The sequence below is a fragment of the Adlercreutzia sp. ZJ473 genome (genome assembly GCF_013185065.1).
In the GTDB taxonomy this organism is placed as follows: domain Bacteria; phylum Actinomycetota; class Coriobacteriia; order Coriobacteriales; family Eggerthellaceae; genus CAAEEV01.
In genome coordinates, this window is record NZ_JAAVTO010000065.1 from 1 (window position 1) to 12,484 (window position 12,484).

The 12,484-nt window shown below is 70.1% G+C and carries 9 protein-coding genes; all 9 read right to left on the minus strand.

Going from position 1 to position 12,484, the window contains the following annotated elements; translation table 11 throughout:
• Positions 1 to 48: 48 nt before the first annotated feature.
• The gene (locus HRL41_RS10560; protein ID WP_172136995.1) at positions 49 to 2,259 is read right to left on the minus strand and encodes a ribonuclease R family protein; all 2,211 of its coding nucleotides are present in this window, start codon (positions 2,257 to 2,259) and stop codon (positions 49 to 51) included.
• A 14-nt stretch (positions 2,260 to 2,273) separates the two neighbouring features.
• A complete protein-coding gene (locus HRL41_RS10565; protein ID WP_172136996.1) occupies positions 2,274 to 3,596 on the minus strand; it encodes a S41 family peptidase in 1,323 nt (440 codons plus the stop codon).
• Positions 3,597 to 3,617: 21 nt separating this feature from the next.
• Positions 3,618 to 4,532 (minus strand): permease-like cell division protein FtsX, encoded by a 915-nt coding sequence (gene ftsX, locus HRL41_RS10570; RefSeq protein ID WP_172136997.1) that lies wholly within the window; start codon positions 4,530 to 4,532, stop codon positions 3,618 to 3,620.
• On the minus strand, positions 4,525 to 5,229 hold the full coding sequence (ftsE, locus tag HRL41_RS10575; protein ID WP_206214779.1) for a cell division ATP-binding protein FtsE: 705 nt from the start codon (positions 5,227 to 5,229) through the stop codon (positions 4,525 to 4,527). Before ftsE ends, ftsX begins: the two co-directional genes overlap by 8 nt.
• 211 nt (positions 5,230 to 5,440) lie before the next feature.
• A complete protein-coding gene (locus tag HRL41_RS10580; protein ID WP_172136998.1) occupies positions 5,441 to 6,406 on the minus strand; it encodes a transketolase C-terminal domain-containing protein in 966 nt (321 codons plus the stop codon).
• Positions 6,407 to 6,418: 12 nt separating this feature from the next.
• Complete coding sequence (locus tag HRL41_RS10585) at positions 6,419 to 7,246, minus strand: transketolase (protein ID WP_172136999.1); 828 nt, start codon at positions 7,244 to 7,246, stop codon at positions 6,419 to 6,421.
• A gap of 96 nt (positions 7,247 to 7,342) precedes the next feature.
• Positions 7,343 to 8,437: a peptide chain release factor 2 gene (prfB, locus tag HRL41_RS10590; protein WP_172137000.1), complete on the minus strand. Its 1,095-nt coding sequence runs from the start codon at positions 8,435 to 8,437 to the stop codon at positions 7,343 to 7,345.
• Between the two features lie 99 nt (positions 8,438 to 8,536).
• On the minus strand, positions 8,537 to 11,335 hold the full coding sequence (secA, locus tag HRL41_RS10595) for a preprotein translocase subunit SecA (RefSeq protein WP_172137001.1): 2,799 nt from the start codon (positions 11,333 to 11,335) through the stop codon (positions 8,537 to 8,539).
• Positions 11,336 to 11,515: 180 nt separating this feature from the next.
• The coding region (locus HRL41_RS10600) for a BTAD domain-containing putative transcriptional regulator (RefSeq protein ID WP_305792299.1) at positions 11,516 to 12,484 on the minus strand (969 nt) is incomplete at its 5' end.

A 12,484-nucleotide genomic window follows, 5' to 3' on the forward strand; every position in this document is an offset into this window, starting at 1 on the left:
GGCTGCGCGCGACGCGGGGCCCTCGCGGCGGGGCGAGGGGCGGCCCGCCTACGCGCGGCGGCCGCGGCCCTTCGCGAGCGCGAGGTCGAGCTTGCCGGTGAGCGGCTCGGCGGCCTTGAGCACCACCGCCACGCGCTGCCCCAGCCGAAAGACGGCGCCAGTGTCGGAGCCCGTGAGCGTGTAGCGCACCGGGTCGAACGCGAAGTACTCCTCCCCGAGCGCGCGCACGGGCAGCAGCCCCTCGGCCGTGCACTCGAGGCGCACGTAGAGCCCGTAGCTCGCCACGCCCGACACCACGCCCGGAAACGCCGTGCCCACGAACTGCTGGAGGTACTCCACCATCTTGAGCTCCTGCGACTCGCGCGCGGCGGCGTCGGCGATGCGCTCCATGTCGGAGGCGTGCTCGCATATCCACGGCAGGGCGCTCACCTCCTGGTCGAACTTCTCGGGGCGGCGCGTGAGGCTCGCGCGCAGCATGCGGTGCGCCACGAGGTCGGGGTAGCGGCGGATGGGGCTCGTGAAGTGGCAGTACGCCGCGCTCGCCAGGCCGTAGTGGCCGGCGTTCTCGGGCCGGTAGAGCGCGCGCTTCATCGAGCGCAGCAGAAGCGACGAGACGAGCTCGCCCTCGGCGCGCCCCGAGGCGGCGGCGAGGATCGCCTGGATCGCATGCGGGTCGCCGGTGACCAGGCGCGCCGCCAGGCCCTCGTCGAACCAGGGGAACTCCTGGAACACCGGGACCAGGCCGCCGAGCGCGTCGGGCGCGGGCTGCTCGTGCACGCGGAAGGCGCACGGCCACCGACGATGCGCCAGGTGCGCCGCCACCGTCTCGTTGGCCAGGATCATGGCCTCCTCGACCAGCATCGTCGCGGCGTTCTTCACGCGCAGCTCCACCGCGAGCGGCGCGCCGTCCTCGTCGAGGCGCACCTTGGCCTCGGTGGTCGCGAAGTCGATGCCGCCGGCCCGCTCGCGCGCGCTCGCGCGCATCTGCGCGATGCGCGCGCAGGCGCGCAGGCGCCGCACCAGGTCAGGAGATGCGGGGGACGTGGCGCTCCCAACGCCTTCCGCGTTCGCCGCGCTCCCGGAGCCTTCCGCATCCGCAGGCGCGGCGAGCGGCGTGTTCGCCGCGTCGCGCTCCAGCAGCGCGAGAGCCTCGTCGTAGGACAGGCGCACGTTCGAGCGGATGAGCGACGGGTAGGCGTCGTAGCTCACGAGCCGGGCCTCATCGTCCAGGTAGAGGTCGACCGTCATCGCGCGGCGGTCCTCGCCGGGACGCAGCGAGCACAGGTCGTCCGAGAGCTCGGGCGGGAGCATGGGGATCACGCGGTCGACCAGGTACACGCTCGTGGCGCGCCGCCGCGCGTCGAGGTCGATGCTCGAGTTCCACGGCACGTAGTGCGACACGTCCGCGATGTGCACGCCCAGGCGCCAGCGCGCCGCGCCCGCGCGGGAGCCGGCGCCGGCCGCCTCCCCCGCCGCGAGCGCCTCCATCCCCGCGTCCGCTTCCCCGCCCGCACGCGCTTCCCCGCCTGCGTCCGCTTCCCCGTCCGCGCCCACCGGCTCGAGCGACAGCGCGTCGTCGAAGTCGCGCGCGTCGGCGGGGTCGATGGTGAACACGAAGCGCTCGCGCAGGTCACGGTAGCCCGCCGCGAGCGCGCCCGCCGCGTCCACCTGCGCGTCGCGCGCCTCCTCGAGCGCGCCGGGGCTGAACGTCGTCTCCAGCTTGTGGCGCGCCACGATGACGTCGACGCCCATGCTCGGCGCGTCGGCGCGCCCGAGCACCTCCTCCACCACGCCCGTGGCAGAGGTGCGGCGCGTGGGGAACTGCGTGATGCGCACGCGCACGAGGGAGCCGTCCTCGATGCCGGGGTAGTCGGAGCGCATGGTGAAGATGTCGTAGGGGATGCGCACGTCGACGGGCACCACCACGCCGAAGGGCTCGGCCACCTCGTAGCGGCCCACCACCGTGTCGTGCGCGCGGTCGACCACGCGCAGCACGCGCGCCGCCGGCTTGCCGCCCTCGCGCGCCGCACCGCCGCCGAAGCCGCCCGCGCCATGCCCGCCGCGCTTCGAGGCGCCCTTGCGCTCGATCGGCGCCACCTCCACCAGGTCGCCGTCGAACGCGCCGTTCATGCACGCGGCCGGGACGAAGTACTCCCCCTCCGCCGTCTGCACGAAGCCGAAGCCCCCGGCGCGCGCCACGAGCACGCCGCGGGGGTGGGAGCGCGGCGTGCGCCGCGTATGCGAGCGGGTGCGACCCATGAAGGCGCCTTCTGCTAGGTCAGCGGGACCAGCGCGTCTTGCGCGTCGGCGGCGGAGCTCGCCACGTCGATGGCGACCAGGCGCTGCGTGTCGGAGTCGGGGTCGGAGCTCGGTCCCACCACCGTGCTCGGCACCACGCCGATGCCGTCGATGTCGTGCCCGAGCGGGGTGCGGTAGTAGGCCGCGGTGTAGCGCACGGCGCCGCCGAAGCTCAGCTCGCGCACCACCTGCACCGAGCCCTTGCCCAGGGTGGTCTCGCCCACCACGGTCGCGCGCTGGTTGTCCTGCAGGGCCGCCGCGAGGACCTCGGCCGCGGCCGAGGTGTAGCCGTTCACGAGCACGACCAGGGGCGCCTGGGTCACGGTCACGCCCGAGGCGGTCTTGGTGGTGGTCCCCTCCACCGTCTCGATCTGCACGAGCACGCCGCTCTGCACGAACAGGCTGGCCACGTCGACCGCCTGCGTGAGGTAGCCGCCGGGGTTGTCGCGCAGGTCGAGCACGAAGGAGGTGGCTCCCTGTGACGTGAGGCTGCTCACCGCGCTCCTCACCAGGTCGGACGAGTTCTGCGTGAGCTGGCGCAGGCGGACGTAGCCCACGTCGCCCACGACGCTCGTCGACAGGTTCGCCTCCTCGAAGCGGCGGCACGTGAGCGTGGTGGTGAACTCGGAGCCCGTCTCGGCGTCGAGGCTGACGGGGTGCATCCAGGTGATGGTGACGCTTTCGCCGTCATCGCGGGCCAGGGCGTTGACCACCTCGGTCATCGTCCACTCGTGGCTGCTGTCGCCGTCGATGGCCTCCACGAAGTCACCCTGCACCACGCCCTTGGCCTCGGCCTCCGAGCCCTCGAACACGTCGACCACGTAGGCGCGCCCGTTGTAGTCGGAGAAGAGGACGCCGATGCCCGCGTACGAGCGGTCAGCCGTCTCCTTGATGTACTTGGCGTAGCGGTCGGGGTCGAAGTAGGTGGCGTACGGGTCGTTCGTGGCCTTCATCAGGGCCGAGAGCATGCCGTTGGCGGCCGTCGACACGTCGTAGGCATCCAGGCTGCTCGTGTTGAGCAGGTCCTCCACCTCGGACACGCGCATCGCGGCCGAGTCGTAGGTCGTCTTCTTCGCCGTGCCGCCCGAGCCCGCGGCGTCCTCGTCCGCCGAGAGCGGGAAGCCGAGCGAGGCCACGAACTCCGTCTGGCTGCGCACGAGGAAGCCCGCCGCGAAGGCGACCACCACCGCGATGAACACGCAGAGCGCGCGAGCGGCGCGCTTGCCGCGCATCCGCTCGCGAGAGGTGACCGACGCCTGCTTCTTGCGCCGCGCGATATGTCGAGGCGACTCCGCCATGCCTTCCGCCCGGAGAGCCCGCTAGACCTTAAGGTAGCGGCGCATGGCGAGCGCCGAGCCGAACAAGCCGATGACCAGGCCCGCCACCACCAGGGCGACGTAGATGAACAGGTACATGGTGCCCTCGATGTTGAAGTTGAGGAACATGAGCGCGCTCTGCAGCTGCGGGATGGCGAACATGCGCAAAAGCTGGAGGGCGCCCACCGCGAGCAGCGAGCCGATGATGGCGTGCAGCGCGCCCTCCATGAGGAAGGGCCCGCGGATGAAGCCGTTCGACGCGCCCACGAGGCGCATGATGGCGATCTCCTTGCGGCGCGCCAGGATGGCCAGGCGGATCGTGTTGTTGATGAACACGAGCGCGATGAAGATCAGGAGCACGATGAGCGCGGCGCCCACGTAGCGCACGTAGTTCGTCAGCGTGAGCAGGCGCTTGGTGGTGGTCGACCCGTACTTGACGGAGTCGGCCACGTCAGCGGGGTCCTCGCAGATGCTAACGTACGTCTCGTCCGCCATGATCTGGTTGGCCACGCCCTCGACCAGCTGCGCCTCGGCCAGCTCCACGTCGATGGAGGCCGGCAGCGGGTTCACGCCGTCGAGCTGGTCGATGATCTCGGGGTTCGAGGTCATCGAGTTGCGGAAGTTCTCGAGCGCCTGGTCCTTCGTGGTGAACGACACGCTCGCCACGCCCTCCATGTTGCGGATGTCGCCCATGACCTTGTCGATGTCGGCCTGGCTGGCGTCGTCGGCCACGTAGGCCGTGATGGACACCTCGTCCTCAACCGAGGACAGCAGGCGGTCGATCATGACGCCGCCCACCAGGAACACGCCGATGATGAGCAGCGAGAGGAAGATCGTGACGATGGAGCCCAAAGCGGTGGAGAGGTTGCGGGTGAAGCCCTGCAGCGACTCCTTGAAGAAATAACCGATGCTAGACATCGAAGCCGTACACCCCCCTGTCCTGGTCGCGCGTGAGGTGCCCGCGGTCGAGCGCGATGACGCGGCGACGCATGTTGTCGACCATCTCGCGGTCGTGCGTGGCGACCAGCACCGTGGTGCCCGTGCGGTTGATGCGCTCGAGCAGGTCCATGATGCCGCGCGAGGTCTGCGGGTCGAGGTTTCCCGTGGGCTCGTCGCAGATCAGAAGCGGCGGGCGGTTCACGATGGCGCGCGCGATGGACACGCGCTGCTGCTCGCCGCCGGAGAGCTGGTCAGGCTTCTTGTTGAGCTTCTCCTGCAGGCCCACCAGGCGCAGGACCTCGGGGACCTGCGTCTTGATGACGTGGCGGCTCTTGCCGATGACCTCGAGCGCGAAGGCCACGTTCTCGAACACCGTCTTGTTCGGCAGGAGCTTGAAGTCCTGGAACACGCAGCCGATGTTGCGGCGCAGGTACGGCACGCGCCAGTTGCGCATGGTGGAGAGGTCCTCGTCAGCGACGAAGATGCGTCCCTCCGAGGGCTTGATCTCGCGCGTGAGCAGCTTGATGAAGGTCGACTTGCCCGAACCCGAGTGCCCCACGAGGAACAGGAACTCGCCCGCGAAGATCTGCAGGGAGATGTCCGAGAGCGCGGGCTTGTTCGGCTGGGCGGGATATATCTTGGTCACGTGGTCGAAGGTGATGACGGGCGTGCCCATCTGGCCGGGCGTGTCATCAACCTCGAGCACGGGCAGTGCCTGCGATAACTGGGAGGTTATCTGAGCACGGCTTTGGGGTTGAGCTTGGCGCGCGTGGCCCGCATGGCGGCCGCGACGCGGCGTGAGCTCCCCCTGGCTCGTTTCATTCGTCACAGTTTGCTCCGTTCAAGTAGTCGTTATGCACTGAGACGTACAGATTCTAGCAGACGCCCTATCGGGCCCTGACCGTCTTCACAGCTTCAACAATGGCAGCGGCGTCAAGCTCGAAGTAGGCGAGCAGCTCCTCGAACTCGCCCGACTTGCCGAAGCGGTCGCGCACGCCCACGAACTCGCAGGGCGCGGGGTGCTTGCGCGCCAGCAGCTCGGCCACGGCCGACCCGAGGCCGCCGATGACGGAGTGCTCCTCGGCGACCACGACGCACCCGGTCTTGGCCACGGAGGCCAGAACGGTGCCCTCGTCGAGCGGCTTGACCGAGAACGCGTCGATGACCTCGGCCGACACGCCTTCCGCGACGAGGGCCTCAGCGGCGGCGAGCGCCTCGCGGATCTCCACGCCGCACGCCACGATGGTGACGTCGCTCCCCTCGCGCAGCACGTAGGCGCGGCCGAGCTCGAGCTCCACGTCGTCGTCGTACACGCACGGCACGCTCGCGCGGCCCATGCGCACGTACACCGGGCCCGGCGTGGCGGCGGCGAGCTTGAGCGCCGCGCGCGCCGCGGCGTAGTCGGCGGGCACGAGCACGCGCATGCCGGGCAGCCCGCGCATGAGCGAGACGTCCTCGAGCATCTGGTGGCTGCCGCCGTCGGGCCCCACCGAGATGCCCGCGTGCGTGGGGGCGATCTTCACGTTGAGGTGGGAGTAGCACACGGTGTTGCGGATCTGGTCGTAGGCGCGGCCCGTGCCGAACACGGCGAACGAGCCCGTGAAGGCGACGTTCCCCGTGAGGGACAGGCCCGCGGCCACGTCGATCATGTTCTGCTCGGCGATGCCGCAGTTGAACAGGCGGTCGGCGTAGCCCGCGTCGGCGAGCTTCTTAGTGGTGGTCGACCCGGTGAGGTCGGCGTCGACGGCGACGACGGGCACGCCCGCGTCGGCGAGCTCGGCGAGCGTCACGCCGAACGCCGCACGCGTCGCCTTCTTCGTCTGGGCCTGTTCGGGGGTTGCAAGCTTAACCACGATCGTCCTCCTCTATGCGCGCGCGGCTTGCAGGTCGGCAAGCGCGGTCTGAAGTTGCTCTGCGTTGGGGGCCTTGCCGTGCCAGCCGGCCTGATTCTCCATGAACGACACGCCCTTGCCCTTGACGGTGCGCGCGATCACGGCGTGCGGGACGTCCCCGCCGGCGGCCTTGGCGGCGCCGAGCACCTCCACGAGCGCCCCGAGGTCGTGCCCGTCGACGTGGGTGACCTCCCACCCGAAGGCGGCGAACTTGGCGCCGAGGTCCTCGGGGCTGCACACGTCGGTGATCTTGCCGTCGATCTGCAGGCCGTTGTTGTCGACGATGGCCACGAGGTTGCCGAGCTTGCGGTGCGCGGCGAACATGGCCGCCTCCCAGACCTGGCCCTCCTCGCACTCGCCGTCGCCCAGGAGCGCGAACACGCAGCCGGCCTCCCCGTCGAGCGCCAGGCCCGCCGCCGTGCCCGCCGCGATGGACAGGCCCTGGCCGAGCGACCCGGTGGACACCTCGACGCCGGGGACCATGCTCGAGTCGGGATGCCCCTGCAGGCGCGTGCCGAGCTTGCGCAGCGTGGCGAGCTCGTCAGTCGGGAAGTAGCCCGCGTGCGCGAGCGTGGCGTAGAGCGCGGGCGCGGCGTGCCCCTTGGCGAGGAAGAACCAGTCGCGGCCGGCCATCTGGGGGTCGGCGGGGTCATGCTTCATGACGCCGCCGAAGTACAGCGCCGTCAGGATGTCGGCGCACGAGAGCGATCCCCCGGGGTGCCCGCTTCCCGCCTCGGCGATCATCGACACGATGTCGATGCGAATGTCCCGCGCCCGAGATTCCAGTGAACGAGAGTCCATGCTGTTCCTTCCCCTCATAAGAATGTCGCGCTTATATTATCATTACTATCCTGCTATCACAGGTCGTTCGCAACGTCGGCGAGAACTTGCGCCTGCCTACTGCGAGACGCGCCACTTGTGGTAGCCGATGACGAACTCTTCCAGGTCGCCGCCGAGCACCGCGTCCACGTTGCCCGTCTCCACGCCGCTGCGCAGGTCCTTCACCATCTGGTAGGGGTAGAGCACGTAGTTGCGGATCTGGCTGCCGAACGAGTTGTCCATGCGCTCGCCGCGCAGCGCGTCGATCTCCTCCTGGCGCTTGCGCTCCTCGAGCTCGTAGAGCTTGGCGCGCAGCACGCGGAAGGCGGCCTCCTTGTTCTGCAGCTGGCTCTTCTCGTTCTGGCAGGTGACCACGATGCCCGTGGGCTCGTGCGTCAGGCGCACGGCCGAGTCGGTGGTGTTCACGCACTGCCCGCCCGGGCCGCTCGAGCGGTACACGTCGACGCGCACGTCGGCCGGGTTGAGGTCGACCTCGATGTCGTCGGCGAGCACGGGCAGCACCTCGACGCCCGCGAAGGTGGTCTGGCGGCGCGCCTTCACGTCGGTCGGCGAGATGCGCACGAGGCGGTGCACGCCGATCTCGCTGCGCAGCATGCCGTAGGCGTAGCGCCCCTCGATCTGGATGGTGGCCTTGTCGAGCCCGATGCCCTCGCCGGGCACCACGTCGAGCGCGGTGACCTTCCAGCCCTTCGCGTCGGCGTAGCGCGTGTACATGCGCCAGAGCATCTCGGTCCAGTCCTGGGCCTCGAGGCCGCCCTGCCCGGGGTTCACCGTGAGGATGGCGTCGCCCTCGTCGAACTCGCCCGAGAACCACGAGGTGATCTCGAGCGCGTCGAGCTGCGCGGCGAGCGCGGCGGCCGTCTCGGCGTACTCGTCGGCGAACGCCTCGTCCTCGCCCGCCAGCTCGAGCGCCGCGCGGGCGTCCTCGAGGGTCGAGACGGCCTCGTCGTAGTCGTCGATGGTGGCGCGCAGGTTCGACGCGCGCTTCGACACCGCGCTCGCGCGGGCCGCGTCGTTCCAGAACGCCGGGTCGGACGCCTGCTCGTCGAGCTTTCTCAGCTCGGCCGTCTTGTCGTCGATGTGGAGGAAGGCGCGCGCGTCAGCCACGCGCGCCGAGAGCTCCTCGAGCTCTCTGTTCTCTTTCTCAGCCATGTTCTCTTTCTCGTCCTGCCAGGCTCGCGAACCGAAGCCGACGGCAGGCCGCCCGCGACGTCGGGGCGACGTCAGGGCGGGCGGCCTGCCAGGCGGGGCCTACTGGTTCATGCCGTGGCACTTCTTGAACTTCTTGCCCGAGCCGCAGGGGCAGGGGTCGTTGCGGCCCACGTTGGCGAAGGGGTCGTCCTTGTCCTTCACGTAGGTCTGCGGCTTGGCCGGGGCGGGCTTGGGCACCGTGCTCGCCGCGGCGGCCGCGGGCGCGGCGCCGGCGCGCGCCGCGCGCATGCCCGAGGACTGGAGCGCCGCCTCGGGCGAGGAGTAGCTCATCTTGCGCTCGAGCGGGTTCTCGGCGTTGATGGACTCCGGCGCCGGCGCGGCGGTCGCGATCTCGAGGCGCAGGAGCGTGCGCAGGTAGTCGTCGTACATCGAGCCGGTGAGCTTCTCGAAGGCGTTGTACGCCTCGTTCTTGTACTCCACGAGCGGGTCGCGCTGGCCGAAGGCGCGCAGGCCGATGCCCGTCTTGAGGTAGTCCATCTCGGAGAGGTGGGCCATCCAGCGCGTGTCGATGATGCGCAGCATCACCTGGGCCGCGAGGTTCTTCATGAGGTCGTGCCCCAGGGCGTCGGCCTTCTCCGCGTACACCGCGCCGAGGTACTCCTCGATGGCCTCCGCCACCGCCGCGGGGTCGTCGTCGTGGTCGAGCGCCGCCACGCTGAAGCCGGTGCGGCCCGTCATGTTCGCCACCCAGAGGTCGACCGCCTTCACGTCCCAGTCGTCGCTCGCGACGCGGTCGGGGCAATTCTCCCCCACCACGGCCGCCGCGGCGTCGGCGATGATCTCGGGGATGCGCTCGGACATGTCCTTGCCGTCGAGGATGGCGTTGCGCTCCTCGTAGATGGCCTTGCGCTGCAGGTTCATCACGTCGTCGTACTCGAGCACGTTCTTACGCGCTGAGAAGTGCATCGACTCCACCTGGCGCTGCGCGCTCTCGATGGACTTCGACACCATGGAGGCCTGGATCGGCATGTCGTCGGTCATGTCGGCCTTCTGCATCATGTTGGAGATGGAGTCCATCTTCGAGCCGCCGAACAGGCGCATGAGGTCGTCCTCGAGCGAGAGGTAGAACTGCGTGGTGCCCGGGTCGCCCTGGCGGCCGGAGCGGCCGCGCAGCTGGTTGTCGATGCGGCGGCTCTCGTGGCGCTCGGTGCCGATGACGCACAGGCCGCCCGCCGCGCGCACCTGCTCCTGCTCCGCGGAGCACACCTTCTTCGCGTCGGCGAGGGCGCCTGCGCGCTGCTCGGGCGTGGGGCAGGCCGGGTTCGGCGCGCCCTCCTCGGTGAGCTCGGGGGCCTCCGGGTCGAGCCCGCGGGCGCGCAGCAGGTCGTCGGCGAGCACGTCCGGGTTGCCGCCGAGCAGGATGTCGGTGCCGCGGCCGGCCATGTTGGTGGCGATGGTGACCGCGCCGGTGCGGCCGGCCTGCGCCACGATGTGCGCCTCGCGCTCGTGGTGCTTGGCGTTCAGGGTCTCGTGCTTGATGCCGCGCTTGTCGAGCAGGCGGCTCAACCGCTCGGAGTTCTCGATGGACACCGTGCCGATCAGGCAGGGCTGCCCCGCCGCGTGGCGCGCGGCGATGTCGTCGGCCACGGCGTTGAACTTCGCCTCGACCGTGCGGTAGACCAGGTCGTTCTCGTCGACGCGCACCACCGGCCGGTTCGACGGGATGGCGACCACGCCCAAGTTGTAGATCTGGCGGAACTCCGACTCCTCGGTCATGGCGGTGCCCGTCATGCCGGAGAGCTTCTCGTAGAGGCGGAAGTAGTTCTGCAGCGTGATGGTGGCCAGCGTCTGGTTCTCCTCGCGCACGCGCACGTGCTCCTTCGCCTCGAGCGCCTGGTGCAGGCCCTCGGAGTAGCGGCGGCCCTCCATGATGCGGCCCGTGAACTCGTCGACGATCTTGACCTCGCCGTCGATCACCACGTAGTCCACGTCGCGGTGGAAGAGGAACTGGGCCTTCAGCGCCTGCTGCAGGTGGTTCGCCAGCTGGCCGGACGGGTCGGCGTAGATGTTCTCGATGCCGAGCATCAGCTCGATCTTCTCCAAGCCGCTCTCGGTGGCGTTGATGGTGCGCTTGGCCTCGTCCATGTCGAAGTCGACGCCCTCCTTGAGCCCGGGCATGACGCCGGCGAAGCGCTTGTAGGTGTCGGCCGCCTGCGTGCCCGCGCCGGAGATGATGAGCGGGGTGCGCGCCTCGTCGATGAGGATGGAGTCGACCTCGTCGACCACGGCGAAGTGGTGCCCGCGCTGCACGCGGTTGCTCCCGCGCGTGACCATGTTGTCGCGCAGGTAGTCGAAGCCGAACTCGGAGTTCGTGCCGTAGGTGACGTCGGCCTTGTACGCCGGGATCTTCGACGCGGGGCGCATGCCGTTCTGGATGAGGCCCACCTCCATGCCGAGGAATCGGTAGATCTGGCCCATCCACTCGGAGTCGCGCTTGGCGAGGTAGTCGTTCACGGTGACGATGTGCACGTTGTTCCCGGGGATGGCGTTGAGGTAGCCCGCCAGCGTGGAGACGAGCGTCTTGCCCTCGCCGGTCTTCATCTCGGCGATCTTGCCGTCGTTCAGAGCCATGCCGCCGATGAGCTGCACGTCGAAGTGGCGCAGCCCCGTGGTGCGCCGGGACGCCTCGCGCACGGCGGCGAACGCCTCGGGCAGAAGCGCGTCGAGCGGCTCGCCCGCTGCGTGGCGCTCGCGGAAGGCCGGGGTGAGGGCGCGCAGCTCCTCGTCGGAGCGCGCCTCCATCTCGGGCTCGAGCGCGTTGATCTGCTCTACGACCTTCTCGTAGCTCTTGAGCTGCTTGCCCTCGCCGAGGCTGAGCAGCTTGGAAAGAAATCCCATGTCGTGTTCCGTCCTTCTCCTGGAAGCGGTTTCGCCGCGCGGACCTCGCGCGACGCGCGGGCCTGCGGGAAAGTACAAGCCTCCTTATTCTAATGCACCCCTCGGCGGCGCGGCGGAATTACATATGACCGCCAAGGAGCGGAGGGGCGCGAGCGAGCGTAAGCAGCGGCGCGAGCGCGCCTACGCGAGCGGCTCCTCCGTCTCGATGATGGAGCGGTAGAGCTCGACGGTCTTCGCGGAGGGGTCGATCCCCAGCTCGTCGGAGAGGAAGCGGCGGCAGGCGAAGTACGTCTCGATCGCGGAGGCGCGCTGGTCGGCGGCCACCTGCGCCTCCATGAGCGCCAGGTAGGCGTCCTCCCGCGCGGCGTCGCGGCGCAGCGCCTCGCGCGCGAACCACACCGACCCGCGCGCCTCGCCGCGCTGCGCGAGCCTGATCGACGTCGCGATCAGCCCGTCGATGAGCTGCACGCGGTAGCGGTCGCGCATCGAGGCGATGATCTCGTTGTCCTCCTCCCCCGGCATGAGGTCGTCGGCGTACTCGTCGCACACCCGCGCGTAGAGCTCCTCCCACCCCTCGGACTCCGGCGCGCCGAACAGAAGCGTGCGCGAAAGCGCCTCGAAGGCGGCCACGTCGCTCGTCACGAGCCGCGGGTCGAGCCGGCACCCGTTCTGGCTGCGGATGAGGTACGGGCAGTGCGCCCCCACGCGCAGCGCGCGGTTGAGCTTCGACCAGATGCTGTAGAAGTTCTTGCGCGCCGACTCCGGCGTGGCAGCCGGCCACATCAGCGCCGCCAGGCGGTCGCGCGCGACCTCGCGGCCGCGGTTGAGCACGAGCATGGCGAGCAGCGTCTTGGTCTTGACGCGGCTGAAGGCGCGCGGGTCGACCGGCTCGTCGCCGATGCGCGCCTCGAAGCCGCCGAACAGGCGCACGAACAGGGTGGGCACGGCCGTGCGCGCCGTTATCGCGTAAGCGGCCGACGCGTCGTGCGGGCGGAACGGGTCGGGGTGCGCGAGCTGGAACTCCCGCCGCTCGCCGCGGCGCGCGTCCTGGGAGCGCCGGTAGCGCTCGCGCTGCGCGACGAGCTCCACCTCGGCGCGCCGCAGCGCCGCCTCCGCCGCAGGCGCGGGGGCGTACGCGGCGAGGCGGCC

Excerpts from the sequence above, each read along its gene's own strand:
- HRL41_RS10560 (WP_172136995.1), bottom strand. The coding sequence starts at position 2,259 with ATGGGTCGCACCCGCTCGCATACGCGGCGCACGCCGCGCTCCCACCCC.
- HRL41_RS10565 (WP_172136996.1), bottom strand. The coding sequence starts at position 3,596 with ATGGCGGAGTCGCCTCGACATATCGCGCGGCGCAAGAAGCAGGCGTCG.
- ftsX (WP_172136997.1), bottom strand. The coding sequence starts at position 4,532 with ATGTCTAGCATCGGTTATTTCTTCAAGGAGTCGCTGCAGGGCTTCACC.
- ftsE (WP_206214779.1), bottom strand. The coding sequence starts at position 5,229 with ATGGGCACGCCCGTCATCACCTTCGACCACGTGACCAAGATATATCCC.
- HRL41_RS10585 (WP_172136999.1), bottom strand. The coding sequence starts at position 7,246 with ATGGACTCTCGTTCACTGGAATCTCGGGCGCGGGACATTCGCATCGAC.
- prfB (WP_172137000.1), bottom strand. The coding sequence starts at position 8,437 with ATGGCTGAGAAAGAGAACAGAGAGCTCGAGGAGCTCTCGGCGCGCGTG.
- secA (WP_172137001.1), bottom strand. The coding sequence starts at position 11,335 with ATGGGATTTCTTTCCAAGCTGCTCAGCCTCGGCGAGGGCAAGCAGCTC.